The organism is Paenibacillus sp. fava2 (assembly GCF_058313675.1).
Window position 1 is genome coordinate 2,288,093 of record NZ_CM177755.1, and the last position, 13,146, is coordinate 2,301,238.

Below are 13,146 nucleotides of genomic sequence, written 5' to 3' on the forward strand. Positions count from 1 at the left end.
AGCAATCCGTACGGCGGCATGGTGCCGGGGTCAGCCTTTGACCGAACCGACCACAATCCCTTTGACAAAAAAGCCCTGCAGAAACGGGTACAGAATAGCGATCGGCAGAACGGTCAGACAGGTCATGGCCATTTTGGCGGTCTCAAGCGGCGGAGCGATAATCGCGCCTCCAACCTGTGCGGCGTTGCCGGAAGCAAGGAACTGGATGTTGGCCATCATGTTGTACATCAGATACTGGATCGTGTAGAGCTCCTGGTCGGTTACCAGCATCAGCGGCAGATAGAAGTCGTTCCAGAACTGCAGCGCGTAGAACAGGGAGATCGTGACCAGCCCGACCCGGCCGAGCGGAATCATAATGCTGAAAAAGATCTTCAGGTGGCCCGCGCCGTCTATCTGCGCCGACTCCACAATCTCATGCGGAATGCTGCGGAAGTAGTTGGCCATCAGGAACATCAGGAAGACACTTAGCACGTAAGGAATGAACAGTCCGAGCAGCGTATCCCCGAGATGATAATATTTGGTGCTGAGCAGATACCACGGCAGCGTTCCGCCGCTGAACAGCATGGTGAAGTAGGCAAAGAAGGCGAAAATGTTTTTGAGCCGGAAGCCTTTGACAGAAATAACGTAGGCATAGGCAGTGGTCACCAGCACAGCAGTAAGCGTACCGAGAACGGTTACAACCAGCGACATGGAGTAGGCCCTTAGGATCTGATCGGCTTTGGAGCCGAAGAGAAACTGGTACGTTTCCAGGCTGAAGCCGCGCGGCCAGAAGGAGTAGCCTTCAGCGGCAATTCTCGATTCCGTGGAGAGGGAGCCGGACACCGCCAGCACAAACGGTACAAGGCAGATGACCGAGAATACAGCTATGCAGATGTAAAAGAAAACGAGCAGGCCTTTATTTTCAGTAGCGGGCATGATTCTGGCCTCCTAGAATAGTTTGCTGTCTTTGTCATACCAGCCCGCCAGCTTGTTGGCCAGCAGCACCAGAATGAAGCCGAAGACGGACTGGTAGAGCGTAATGGCTGAAGCGAAGCCGAATTCCCCGGACCGTATGGCTGTGCGGTACACATAGACGTCGATGATGTCCGTAGTCGGCAGCAGCAGCGGGTTAAGGAAGGTGACACCCATAATCATGCTCAGATCGCCCTTCAGCATCCCGCCGATTCCGAGCAGGGTCATCAGAATGATGGACGGAATCAGCATCGGAACGGTGATTTTGGTGATGATCTGCCACCGGGAAGCCCCGTCGATCTTGGCCGCCTCATAGTAGGAGGTATCGATCCCCTGCAGCACGGCATAGTAGATGATGGCGCCGTATCCGGCGCTTTTCCAGATATTCGCCAGCACCAGAATGATCACGAACAGCCACGGGCTGGAATACCAGTCCATTTGGCTGACCCCAAGCGCCTGAAGCAGCTGGTTCAGAATCCCTTTGTCATAATCCAACAGGGAGAAGAGGATCGCCCCGATAATAATCCAAGAGATAAAATACGGGAAAAACATCACGCTCTGCGTTACCTTGATAAACCACTTGCTGCGCAGCTCGTTCAGAATGACGGCGATCGCCACGGAGCAGAAGGTGCCGGTCAGCATATAAAGCACATTTAACATTACGGTGTTGCGTGTTGCACGCAGAGCATCCTCCATACTGGAGAAGAAAAACTCGAAGTTGGAGAAGCCCGCCCACGGGCTGCCGAAAATCCCGTCATTATAGTTGTAGTTTTTGAAGACGAGAATCAGGCCGCTCATCGGCAGGTAGGCGAACAGGATCAGAATAATGATGCCCGGCAGGGCAAGCAGATACAGCGAGCTGTCCCGCTTCAGCGATTTGCGGAGGCTTCCGATACGGGAAGTCTTGGGGACCGGGCTCTGCCGTACCGGTGTTCCGGGTGCAGCCTCTTGGATCATTAACAGTCACTCCTTTGTGCCGCTAAAACAAGCTGACTTCTGTTTACTTGGCCGGCGCAGGGGCGTAAGCTGCAGGGAGTTTTAGACTTCCGGCCGCTGTTTGCGGTAGAAATCCAAACCTTAAAGGCGGATGCTACGCTCCTTGCAGTTCCAGGCTTCCCTTTTGTTGCTGCCGCCTGTACATTTCATTTGTAAGCCAGCTTGTGTAGCGGTATTTTTTCCGTGCCTTGGCAGCACGCTTTACATGGCAAAGCATAAATCGCAGACAAATGTAAACGCTATCAAAATAAACGGAAAAAAGTTAAAAAAAGCGGAATCTGCGGGCTTAAAAAAACGTAAAAGGCTTCAGTTTTCTGCTTTTTGGGCTTAAAAGGGGCGTTTGGGGGCTGTTTTGCGGATAACACGGCATGATTGGTGATGGGTGATTGCGGTGTGGTTGATGGTGATTGGTGATTGGTGATTGGTGATTGGTGATTGATGATTGATGATTGCGGAGTGGTTGATGGGATTAGCTTTGCCGAGTACAAGAAGCTTGCCGGATATAGCGTCCCCTTGTTATGCATTCACCGGTTGGACTAAGTGGAAATATGCTATCTAATTGTTCGATAAATCCAGGAATAAAGAAACTAAGTGGAAAAACGTCACTTAATTTCTCCGGAATCATCTCAATTACGCTTTATGGCCGCAATTAAGTGTGCTTTTTCCAACTAATGATTGTAAAAGCCGGAAAAGGACAAATTTAAGTAGCGAAAATCCACTTAGGTACTGGAAGGTCAGCTTCAGGAAGAGCGGCTGTTTCCATTGTGGCTCATGTTACTTCTGCAAAAGGGGATGCCTCCTGACAGCCTACAGCTGAGGAAGCATCCCCTTTATCATTGTAGTTGTTGTAGCGTGAAGTGATACGTTTAACGGTGCTATTGATGCTATTGGTGCTATAGGTACTATTGGTTCTATATGTGCTACTGGTGCTACTGGTGTTACTGGTGCTATTGGTGCCATTGGCGCAAACGGTGCTATAGGTGCTATAGGTGGTATTGGTTCTATATGTGCTGTCCACGCTACACGTGCTGTCCTTACTAACCGACTATTTGCGCCTAACGGTGCTATCCCAGCTAATCTGCTATCCATGCGACTGCAGAATGTGGTTCATCCGCCATTTGGACGGGGTTACCCCGTAGCGTTTTTTGAATTGGGTGGTGAAATAGGTGCTGCTGTTGTAGCCGACCTGTTCGGCGATTTGCCGGATGTCCAGCGCGAGCTCATTCACCAGCAGCAGCTGTGCCTGCTCCAGCCGGATCTGGTTGACGAAGTCGGGGAAGCTGCTGCCCACTTCATCGGCGATCAGCCGGCTGAGGTAAGCAGGGCTGAGTGACAGCTTCTCGGCAAGCGAGTTAAGCGACAGCCCGGGATCGTTGTAATGCTCCCTGATATAGCAGATGGCTTCAGCCGCGATACTCCGGGACTGCACTGCGCTCATGCCGTCGATCCGTCCGGTCGCAGTATAGCAGCATTCCTCCAGCCAGCCGCGCAGCTTCTCGTAGCTCTGGATCTGCCAGATGACCTGGTAATGATCCAGAAAGCCGGAGTGCCGGATATCGCTGCCCAGTCCGGCAGTACGTTCCAGCTCCAGGACAAGCCTCGAAACGGCGATGGTAGCCTGTTCTATCCGGTAGCTGGTCACTACGGCAAGCAGACGTTCCACAGCCTGCGGGATATGGCTGCGCTGCTCCGGCAGCCGGACCGCCTGCAGCACCGGTTCAAGTGTGCTGTCAGGAACCGGGCTGCTGTTCAGGTGGACCGTATCATCGGCAAAAATGATGTTCCGCTGTTCCTGAAACTTGGCGTATTGGAGGCCGTTAGCCGCTTCATTGTATTTGGGCTTCAGGAGGCTGAGGTCCTCCGCCAATCCGCTGATTCCAAGCACGCAGCGGACTCCGGGTCGGGTGAGCCGGGCCGCCAGAGTCTCCCAATTATCCCTATACTGGGCATAGTCTCCTAGACTTCCGCTGTGCAGCTCGCTTAGGATCAGGACGGCCGATCCTTCATGCGGGTGGAAGGCCTGCACAGCGGCCAGTCCGGAGAATTCCGTGCGGATCTGTTCTACCGCTGCGCCGCAAATCTGCTGCAGCCCGGCAGCCGGAGCCTCCTCCAGCACGGCCAGTACGCAGACGCAGTATGCACCACCGGCTGCGCCCAGGCTCATATTGGGGTTGAGCGACTCGTCCGGAGCCCTGCGGGGGGAGAGCAGCCAGCGCATCAGGGAGCTGTCGTCGCTTTCCTTTTTGAGCTGGTTCAGCCGTGCTCCGATTAGCTCCAGCTCCTGGCTGGCCGCCGCAAAATCGCTGCCGGTCTTCAGCGCTTCCTCATTGCCGGACAGGTGGAGGATGTTGCCGAACAGACGGCCGATCGGCTGGTACATCCGGCGTGAGATCAGGCCGGAGACTATTGCTGCTGCCGCAATGAGGCCGAGGCACAGCGTAATCATCAGATTACGGGCACTGGAGATATCCCGGATACTGTCTTTATAGGGAGTGTCCGATATAAACCACAGCTTATCCTGCAGGGAATAGACAAAGGTAACCAGCCGGGGCTCGCCGCCTCCCCTATAGACAAAGGAGCCTTGTCCGGGAGAAGACTTCACGATCTGCTCCAGCATCCCGGATTCCAGCGGATGGCCGGAAAGCGCACTGTGCATAAGTACAGTACCGTTGTCATCCAGCACAGCATAACGTGTCGTTTCTCCTTCAGCCTGTGTAAAAAGATTGTTCTGCAGCTTGGACAAATTCACAGTTAAAGCAACAGCCCCGTAATATTCACTGTCCGCAAACGCCCGGTCATTATAGAAAACCGTCATCAGCTTTACAGGAGCGCCATTGTTCTGGGCAGCATCCCATAGAAACGGAGATTCGACAATCCGGCTATCCCGCATCCGCTCCGCCAGCTGCAGCTTGGATTCGGGACTCAGCGGCATATTTTCAAACATCGCAACCGGCTCATCCACTCCGAAAATATAAGCGTTCTCCAAATACTGGTTGACCACCAGCGCACCCTTAATCTGGCTCAAGGCACTGTAGAGCTGGTCGCTCCAGCCTGTATCGCCGCTTAGCATCAGCGCATTAATGTTTGGATTGGCATAGAAATCCATCGTGTAATTCTGGACGATCTCCTTATAGTTCATGAATACGGTTTCAGTATTGAGCAGCACATTCCGGTTGGCTTTGTTGACATTCGCTATCGATATATTCCGGTACCAGAAAAAGATGACCACCGCCAGCACAAGAATGCAGCAGACGGATATTGTGGTCAGGCTTATAAAGAAACGGGTGTACAATCGCTTTCGTTTTCCCAAACAAATCGCCCCTTTGTGTAAAACCTGCTACCCCCATTCTATGGTGACATATCGGCTTCTGACAAGCAGTGAAAAAGCGGATTTAGAGCATGAAAGTATAAAAATGGAGAAAGAGAGCATGGAAAATGCAAGAAAGTTGTATTCATGCGAACTATAATTGGTGGTGCTTACATACTACCGCTTTTAAGGAGGCTTCTTGTATTGAGAACATTCCGCAATCCGGTCCTGCCGGGTTTCTATCCTGATCCATCCGCTATCCGTGTCGGTGAGGATTATTATCTGGTTACTTCCAGCTTTGAATTTTTTCCCGGCGTTCCGATTTTTCACAGTAAGGATTTGGTCAACTGGCGGCAGCTTGGGCATGTGCTTGACCGGCCGTCACAGCTGAATCTCGACCATACGATTCCCTCCATGGGCATCTGGGCGCCGACGCTGCGCTATCACCAGGGAATCTTTTATATGATTACGACCTATGTAGACAATGACAAAAACCAGCATAACTTCTATGTCACCGCCACTGATCCTGCCGGAGACTGGTCCGATCCGGTCTGGCTGGAGGATGCTCCGGGGATTGATTCCTCGCTGTTCTTCGATGAAGACGGCAAGGTGTACTACACCGGTAACCGTGTTCCGCCTGAAGGGCAGGATTATCCGAAGCATATGGATATCTGGCTGCAGGAGATTGATCTTGAGGCAGGCAGGCTGGTCGGACCCAAAATCAGCATCTGGCAAGGGTCGCTTAAAGTGGCCCACGCCCAGGAGGGTCCGCATATCTACAGGATCGGCAGCTGGTATTATGTGCTGATTGCCGAAGGCGGTACCGGGCATACCCATGCGATTACGATCGCCAGAAGTAAAAACGTAACCGGACCTTATGAAGGACACAAAGCCAATCCGATTCTGACCCACCGGCATCTCGGCCGGCAATACCCGATCGTCAACGTCGGCCACGGCGAGCTGGTTGAGACCCAGCATGGCGACTGGTGGATGTTCTGTCTGGCTTCACGCACCTGCGGCGGCTATTACCGCAACCTGGGCCGCGAAACCTTCCTTACTCCGGTAGTCTGGGAGAATGAGTGGCCTGTAGTGAATCCCGGCAAAGGCGTGCTGGAATTCGAGTCCGCCGCACCGGATCTGCCGGAGACGAAATGGCCGGAGCTGCCGGCGCGCGATGATTTTGCAAGCGGTGAGCTGGGCCTGAGCTGGAACTTCCTGCGGACACCGCGCGGTGAATTCTGGAGCCTTACCGAGAACCCGGGACATCTGCGTCTGCATCTGAAGCCGGAAAAGCTGTCGGAGGTAGCCAATCCTTCTTTTGTTGGAAGAAGACAGCAGCATCTCAGCTTCCGGGCTGCGGCGGAGATGACCTTTAGTCCCGCACAGGAGGGTGAAGCTGCAGGACTTGTGCTGCTGCAGAATGAAAATTACCACTTCCGCTATGAGCTGGGACTGGATGCCGGTGAGCAGGTGCTGCGCCTGATTGAGCGGCGCGGCGGAAGTGAGCAGCTGCTCGCGTCGAAGCCGTATTCAGGAAATAAAGTGCAGTTTAAGGTCCAGGCAAAGGGACAGGAATACAGCTTTTTTTACAGAATATCCGAGGCTGACAAGTGGACAGCGCTGCATGAAAAAGCGGACGGAACCGTGCTGAGCACCGATCTGGCCGGAGGGTTTACCGGGGCATACATCGGCATGTATGCCTGCTCGCAAGGCGCAGAAAGCGGCAATTACGCAGATTTCGACTGGTTCAGCTATGAAGGGCTTGAACAGGGGGAGACCATAAGATGAGTGTTAATGAGAGCAGAGAGGCTTATCCGCTGCCCGAGCTTCCGCAGATTCCGGAGCGGACCTTTGAAATTACCAACTACGGGGCTGAGGCAGGCGGACTGTCCCTTTGTACCTCCGCAATCCAGGGTGCATTGGATGCTTGTGCTGAGGCGGGTGGCGGAACGGTTATCATTCCTCCGGGCCTCTGGCGTACCGGACCGCTGACCCTGCACAGCCGGATTAATCTGCACGCTGAGCGGGGAGCGATGGTGAAGTTTGTGTCCGACTCCTCGTTGTATCCGCTGCAGCCGTCCTTTTATGAAGGCAATTCCGGCTGGCGCTGCCAGGCACCGCTGGACGGTGACGGATTAAGCGATGTAGCCATTACAGGCGAGGGAGTTTTTGACGGCAGCGGTGAAGGCTGGCGTCCGGTAAAGCGGTTCAAAATGACAGAGCAGCAGTGGAAGAAGCTGACCGGCTCCGGCGGAGTTGTGGATGAGGACGGGGAGATCTGGTGGCCGTCCTGTGCAGCGCTGGAGGGCGAGGCCTATGTCCGCAAGCTGCAGGAGAGCGGGGAGACCGCTATGGAAGCGTATCTGCCGGTACGTGACTATCTGCGCCCGACACTGCTCAGCCTGCGGAACTGCAGCAGAGTACTGCTGGACGGGCCGACCTTCCAGAACTCGCCTGCGTGGTGTCTGCATCCGATGGCCTGTGAACAGATTACGGTACGGAATGTCCAGGTCCGCAATCCCTGGTATTCGCAGAACGGGGACGGCATTGATCTGGAATCCTGCAGTCATGCGCTTGTTGAACACTGCAGCTTCGATGTCGGGGATGACGCGATCTGCCTGAAATCAGGCAAGGATGAAGAGGGGCGCAGGCTGGGCAAACCCTGCCGGTATATTACGATCCGCCACTGCACCGTGTATCACGGGCATGGCGGCGTGGTCATCGGCAGCGAAATGTCCGGCGGCGTACATGCCGTCCGGGTCAATGACTGCCTGTTCATCGGAACGGACATTGGCCTCAGATTCAAAAGCGCCAGAGGCCGGGGCGGGGTCGTCGAGGATATCGTAATGGAAAACATCACTATGAGCGGCATTATTCATGAGGCTGTTTCCTTCCACATGTTCTACGCGGGCGTCGAGGGCTCGGAGGGACATGATGAGCAGCTGCTGCCCGTAACCGAAGAAACGCCGCAGTTCAAGGATATTACCTTGCGCAATATCGTCTGCCAGGGAGCGAATACCGCACTGCTGGTGAACGGGCTGCCTGAGCTGCCGCTGGCCGGGCTCACTGTTGAGAACCTGCGGGCGGACAGTGAGCAGGGCATTATTTTACGCAATGCCGACGGGCTGAAGCTTGATGGGATCAGGCTGCAGACTGCTCAGCTGCCGGGGTTACAGATTACGAAATGCAGCAATGTCACCATTACGAATTCAGATGAGCTGTTACTCGCCCGGAGTTAAGATGATGTCACCGTCTGCGGTCTCCCGGGTACTCCGTGAGCCCGAGGCCGGCCGGGCCTTGGCTTCCTTCCGGTACTGAAGCGGTGTCAGCCCGGTTGATTTTTTAAACGTCTTATTGAAGTGGGAGAGATGCTCGAAGCCGACTGCCGAGGCGATTTCCTGGATTTTACCGGCAGAGCCAGCCAGCAGCCGCTCTGCTTCCCTGACCCGGATATGCACGATGTACTCGCGGAAATGAAAGCCCGTCAGGCGGTGGAAGACCCTGCTTAAATAAGAGGGGCTGATGAAAAAATGCGTTGCAGTCTGCTCAAGCGTCAGTGACTCCCGGTAATGATCGCGGATATAGGTGGCGACTTCTGTTACCAGCTGATGGAGCGGATGTTTGGTTGCCCCGGCTTGTGAGGTAGTCTCGGAACGCTGCAGCAGAATCATCAGCTCAGTCAGCAGCGTAAGGATCGACGTTTCATAAAAAGGCCGCTGCAGCCGGCATTCCTCCAGCATCCGGTTCAGCAGGCTTGCCGCCTCGTCCTGCTCACGCAGTGTCAGCCTGAACAGGCGGTAGCCGCGGCTGCTGAACCATTGCGCACTGCTGCGCAGTGCCGGCGGCAGCAGTGCCGGGTCGTAATTGATCAGAATCCGCTCAAACTCGGCGATTTCGGAGCTGGCTGTAGCATGAAGCTCGTTGCCGGGGATGAGAATCAGCTCACCTTTGTGAACCGTAATCACCCTGTCATCGACAAAGTAGACGCGCTCCCCCTCCAGCAGATAATACAGCTCCGTTAGTTCATGGCTGTGCGGACGCGGCATGGCGGTAATGCCCTTGCGCTTCATATGCTGAATGCTGCAGCGCCCGTCTGCAATATGATATTTGGGATTAGGGCTGCTTACGCTGTTCATTAGTCTCCTCTTTTCTACAGGCCGATACGGCTATTATAGAATACATTCAGGTGGTTATGAAAGGAGCCGCACATGCTTATTACCGTTTCCAAAAATAGCACTGAAGCGTTCAGCAGCCTGCAGGAGGCGCTGGATTCCATTCCGCCGGAGCACAGCGCTGCGGTCACCATCCGCATTAAGCCCGGTGTCTATGAAGAAAAAATCATCGTAGGGCAGCATCTGCCGCCTATTCTGCTGCTTGGCGAAGATCCGCATTCCACGATCCTCAGCTGGTCGGATAATGCGCATACACCCGGCCCGGACGGAGAGCCGCTAGGCACATTCCGGTCGGGCACACTAAATGTGTTCGCCGCAGGCTTCACGGCCGAGAACCTGACCGTCCGTAACGCCTCCGGTCCGGGTACGGGCCAGGCGGTAGCTGCTTTTATCGACGCAGACCAGGCCGTCTTCCGGCGTGTCCGCCTGCTTGGCGACCAGGACACCCTTTATACCGGCCAAGGCAGACAGTATTACGACAATTGCTACATTGAGGGCGATGTGGATTATATTTTCGGCGCGGCCACCGCTTTGTTCGACCGCTGCGAGCTGCACAACAAGCGTTCCAGAGGCTACATTACAGCAGCTTCCACTCCGGAAAACACGCGGTTCGGCTATGTGTTCCTTGATTGCCGGATTACCGGTGGCGAGGGAGTAAGTGAGGTGTATCTGGGACGGCCTTGGCGGGACTTTGCCCATGTGGCCTTTATCCGCACCGCTATGGATGCTTCTGTTACCCCGGAAGGGTGGCACAACTGGGGGCAGCCGGAGCGGGAAACAACAAGCCGTTATGAGGAATATGCCAGCAGCGGCCCGGGAGCCAATTCTGAGGCAAGAGTATCCTGGTCCCGGCAGCTGAGTGCCGAAGAAGCAGCTGAATACAGGGTGCTGAACGTGCTCGGCGGCTGGCATCCGGAAGGGTATTAAGCACCTGCTTAATGCAGGCTGAATTGAGGAGGCGGACAACGCATGGATAAATTGCAGCAATATATGAACATGCTGACGGATTCTGCGCCCCGCAGCTCGGCTTACCGCGGGAATGTCCCGTTTAGCCAGTGGAGATCTGGCCTTGCCGCTGCCTTCACGGAGAAGCTGGGCGGATTCCCGGAGCGGCATGCCGAGCTTCAGCCCGTACTGCTGGAGCGTGTTGCCTGCTCCGGGTATGTCCGGGAGCGGATCGAGATTACGACCTATGAAGGACTGCGGATGCCGCTATACCTGCTGATTCCAGAGCAGGCTTCAGCTTCGCCTGCGCCTGCCGTTATCGCCGTGCACGGGCACGGCTACGGCAGCCGGGAGATTAGCGGCCTGAATCCGGACGGTTCAGAGCGGCAAAGTGACCCTGGGCTGCATAAGGATTTTGCCGTATCCCTGGTCAAAGAGGGATTCGTTGTTGCTGCGCCGGAGGTGCTTGGCTTCGGTGACCGGCGGCTGGCTGAAGACCGTGCAAGCGGCGAGCCGGGCAAAAACTCCTGCTTCCGCCTGTCCGCGGCGCTGTTAATGGCCGGGCAGACGATGGCGGGATACCGCATCTATGAGACGATGCGGGTAGTGGATTACCTACAGACCCGCGAAGAGGTGCGGCACGGGCGGGCCGGCATTATGGGCATTTCCGGCGGCGGACTGGTAGCCGGGTTCACAGCGGCGCTCGATGAACGGATCGCCTGCGCGGTAGTCAGCGGCTATGCCAATACATTCGCAGCCAGTATTCTCTCCCGGAACCACTGCCTGGATAACTACATTCCGGAGATTTTACTGGAAGCTGAAATGCCGGATCTGCTCGGCCTCATCGCGCCGCGCGGACTGTTTCTGGAGTCGGGCGCTGCCGATCCGCTGTTCGGTCCGGAAGGCGCGTCGCTGGCGTTAGCCAGACTGCAGGAGATTTACAGCGCGGCGGGCCATGCGGGGCAGGCCGTTGCGGACTTTTTCCCGGGCGGGCATGAGATTCACGGCGGACCGGCATTTGCCTGGCTGCGCGGGCAGCTAGCCGATTGACTTGATATGCAAGATAAACGACAGGAGGAATGAAGGATGCCTACAACTGAAGTGAGTACCCTGAGCTGGTCCCGCAGGATTGCGGACACCATCCTCGGGCAGTGTAATGAGCAAGGTGAACATGCTTATCTGCTGGAGCGCTGGGCTTATGTCCCGGGAATGCTGCAGCTGGCGATGGCAAGAGCCGGCATTCAGCTGGATGAGCCGGAGTATTTCGATTATATGCAGCGGCATATGGACAGCTTCATCGGGGAGGACGGCTCGATCCGGACGTACCGATTGGAGGAATATAACCTGGACCAGATCAACCAGGGTAAAAACTTGTTCCTGCTCTACCAGAAAACCGGAGAGCAGCGCTACGCTGAAGCAGCCCACCTGCTGGCTGCGCAGCTGATCAGCCACCCCCGCACCTCGGAAGGCGGCTTCTGGCACAAAAAGGTATACCCGTTCCAGATGTGGCTGGACGGCTTATATATGGCTTCGCCGTTCCTGGCCCAGTTCGGTGCGATTTTCCAGCGTCCTGAGCTGATTGACGAGGCGGCCCACCAGCTGCTGCTGATCGAGCGCCGGACCCGCGATCCCCGTACCGGGCTGCTGTATCACGGCTGGGATGAATCGAAGGAGCAGGAATGGGCGGACTCCTCAAGCGGATTATCCTCCCACTTTTGGAGCCGGGCGATGGGCTGGTATGTAATGGCTTGCGTAGACTGTCTGGAGCATTTCCCGGTGACCCATCCGCAGCGCGGAACGATTATCGGTATTTTCCAGCGGGTATGCGGCGCGCTTCTGGAGGTACAGGACAAAGAGACCGGCCTCTGGTATCAGGTACTGGATCAGGCGGACCGTAAAGGCAACTACCTGGAAGCGACCGGCTCAACCATGTTCGTCTATGCCATGGCTAAAGGTCTGAGACTGGGTTATCTGGAGCGTTCTTTTAGAGAAGCTATGCTTAAGGGCTATGACGGCATTGTGAAGCATCTGGTCACAGAGGACAACGACGGTCTTCATCTGCATCAAATCTGCAATGGAGCCGGACTGAGTAAAGACCGCAACGGTTCTTACGATTACTACATTTCCGAGGCTGTTGTATCGGATACACCGATGGGAGTGGGGCCGCTATTGCTGGCATCACTGGAGGTGGAGAAATATGGGGACGGGCAGCAGACAGCAGCCGGAACAATCTGAGCAGCCGGGGGGATACCGGTATAACTTCACCGGCATTCCGAAGGACGGGTATGTAACGGTTCCCTATAACCGGGAGACCGGGGCAGTGCGGTATGAGGATACGGGCAGCTATGGTTTTGTGGAGCAGACCGGTGCCTTGCCGCCGCGCCGGGTGAACCGTGCGCAGATTACGGCTGCTCATGGAGGATTCGAGCTTAGTGAGCTGGAGGCAGAAAGCGGGGCGGGCTGTCCTACGCTGACGGTCTTGAGCCCAAGCTGCGGGTTACCCGGGCCAAAGCCGCCAAGGCTTTGTATTATATGTGGGTGCTGATCCACCCGGTAAATGTGGAGAATCATGTGCTGCTGTAAGGTAGCGTGTGGTCCCGAGGAGCTGCCTGCTCTTTCCCCTTTCGAGGGGGAGGGGCAGTTTTTTTTTGCAGAGTTGAGTGGAGTTTGCTGATATAGCTGCAGTTTGTGCACTAGACATGCATACAAACTTACATGAGAGCTAAATTAAACCGAAAGTAATAATTTTACAGTTAGTTTTATAGACTCAATGAA

10 protein-coding genes are annotated in these 13,146 nt (G+C 55.3%); 6 read left to right on the forward strand and 4 right to left on the reverse strand.

Annotation, left to right across the window (positions count from 1 at the left end; genetic code table 11):
• Positions 1–30: 30 nt before the first annotated feature.
• The 3 genes from AC4G46_RS09530 to AC4G46_RS09540 form a co-directional block, all read right to left on the reverse strand.
• On the reverse strand, positions 31–915 hold the full coding sequence (locus AC4G46_RS09530) for a carbohydrate ABC transporter permease (RefSeq protein WP_491127714.1): 885 nt from the start codon (positions 913–915) through the stop codon (positions 31–33).
• Positions 916–927: 12 nt separating this feature from the next.
• Positions 928–1,908: an ABC transporter permease gene (locus AC4G46_RS09535; RefSeq protein WP_491127715.1), complete on the reverse strand. Its 981-nt coding sequence runs from the start codon at positions 1,906–1,908 to the stop codon at positions 928–930.
• A gap of 1,120 nt (positions 1,909–3,028) precedes the next feature.
• The gene (locus tag AC4G46_RS09540; RefSeq protein WP_491127716.1) at positions 3,029–5,257 is read right to left on the reverse strand and encodes a helix-turn-helix domain-containing protein; all 2,229 of its coding nucleotides are present in this window, start codon (positions 5,255–5,257) and stop codon (positions 3,029–3,031) included.
• A gap of 201 nt (positions 5,258–5,458) precedes the next feature.
• Here AC4G46_RS09540 and AC4G46_RS09545 point away from each other — a divergent pair, with 201 nt between their 5' ends.
• On the forward strand, positions 5,459–7,042 hold the full coding sequence (locus AC4G46_RS09545) for a glycoside hydrolase family 43 protein (RefSeq protein ID WP_491127717.1): 1,584 nt from the start codon (positions 5,459–5,461) through the stop codon (positions 7,040–7,042).
• Positions 7,039–8,493: a glycoside hydrolase family 28 protein gene (locus AC4G46_RS09550; protein WP_491127718.1), complete on the forward strand. Its 1,455-nt coding sequence runs from the start codon at positions 7,039–7,041 to the stop codon at positions 8,491–8,493. The genes AC4G46_RS09545 and AC4G46_RS09550 overlap by 4 nt, the downstream gene beginning before the upstream one ends.
• Here AC4G46_RS09550 and AC4G46_RS09555 read toward each other — a convergent pair.
• Complete coding sequence (locus AC4G46_RS09555; RefSeq protein WP_491127719.1) at positions 8,476–9,390, reverse strand: helix-turn-helix transcriptional regulator; 915 nt, start codon at positions 9,388–9,390, stop codon at positions 8,476–8,478. The genes AC4G46_RS09550 and AC4G46_RS09555 overlap by 18 nt on opposite strands.
• 72 nt (positions 9,391–9,462) lie before the next feature.
• Here AC4G46_RS09555 and AC4G46_RS09560 point away from each other — a divergent pair, with 72 nt between their 5' ends.
• The 4 genes from AC4G46_RS09560 to AC4G46_RS09575 are packed head-to-tail and all read left to right on the forward strand — an operon-like array spanning position 9,463 to position 12,916.
• On the forward strand, positions 9,463–10,353 hold the full coding sequence (locus AC4G46_RS09560; RefSeq protein ID WP_491127720.1) for a pectinesterase family protein: 891 nt from the start codon (positions 9,463–9,465) through the stop codon (positions 10,351–10,353).
• 42 nt (positions 10,354–10,395) lie between these two features.
• A complete protein-coding gene (locus AC4G46_RS09565) occupies positions 10,396–11,421 on the forward strand; it encodes a dienelactone hydrolase family protein (RefSeq protein ID WP_491127721.1) in 1,026 nt (341 codons plus the stop codon).
• 36 nt (positions 11,422–11,457) lie between these two features.
• Complete coding sequence (locus AC4G46_RS09570; RefSeq protein ID WP_491127722.1) at positions 11,458–12,606, forward strand: glycoside hydrolase family 88/105 protein; 1,149 nt, start codon at positions 11,458–11,460, stop codon at positions 12,604–12,606.
• Entirely contained in the window at positions 12,569–12,916 is a 348-nt protein-coding gene (locus AC4G46_RS09575) for a hypothetical protein (RefSeq protein ID WP_491127723.1), read from the forward strand. Before AC4G46_RS09570 ends, AC4G46_RS09575 begins: the two co-directional genes overlap by 38 nt.
• Positions 12,917–13,146 lie beyond the last annotated feature (230 nt).

Coding starts and splice junctions, on each gene's coding strand:
- AC4G46_RS09530 (WP_491127714.1), bottom strand. CDS start 915: ATGCCCGCTACTGAAAATAAAGGCCTGCTCGTTTTCTTTTACATCTGC.
- AC4G46_RS09535 (WP_491127715.1), bottom strand. CDS start 1,908: ATGATCCAAGAGGCTGCACCCGGAACACCGGTACGGCAGAGCCCGGTC.
- AC4G46_RS09550 (WP_491127718.1), top strand. CDS start 7,039: ATGAGTGTTAATGAGAGCAGAGAGGCTTATCCGCTGCCCGAGCTTCCG.
- AC4G46_RS09555 (WP_491127719.1), bottom strand. CDS start 9,390: ATGAACAGCGTAAGCAGCCCTAATCCCAAATATCATATTGCAGACGGG.
- AC4G46_RS09560 (WP_491127720.1), top strand. CDS start 9,463: ATGCTTATTACCGTTTCCAAAAATAGCACTGAAGCGTTCAGCAGCCTG.
- AC4G46_RS09565 (WP_491127721.1), top strand. CDS start 10,396: ATGGATAAATTGCAGCAATATATGAACATGCTGACGGATTCTGCGCCC.
- AC4G46_RS09570 (WP_491127722.1), top strand. CDS start 11,458: ATGCCTACAACTGAAGTGAGTACCCTGAGCTGGTCCCGCAGGATTGCG.
- AC4G46_RS09575 (WP_491127723.1), top strand. CDS start 12,569: ATGGGGACGGGCAGCAGACAGCAGCCGGAACAATCTGAGCAGCCGGGG.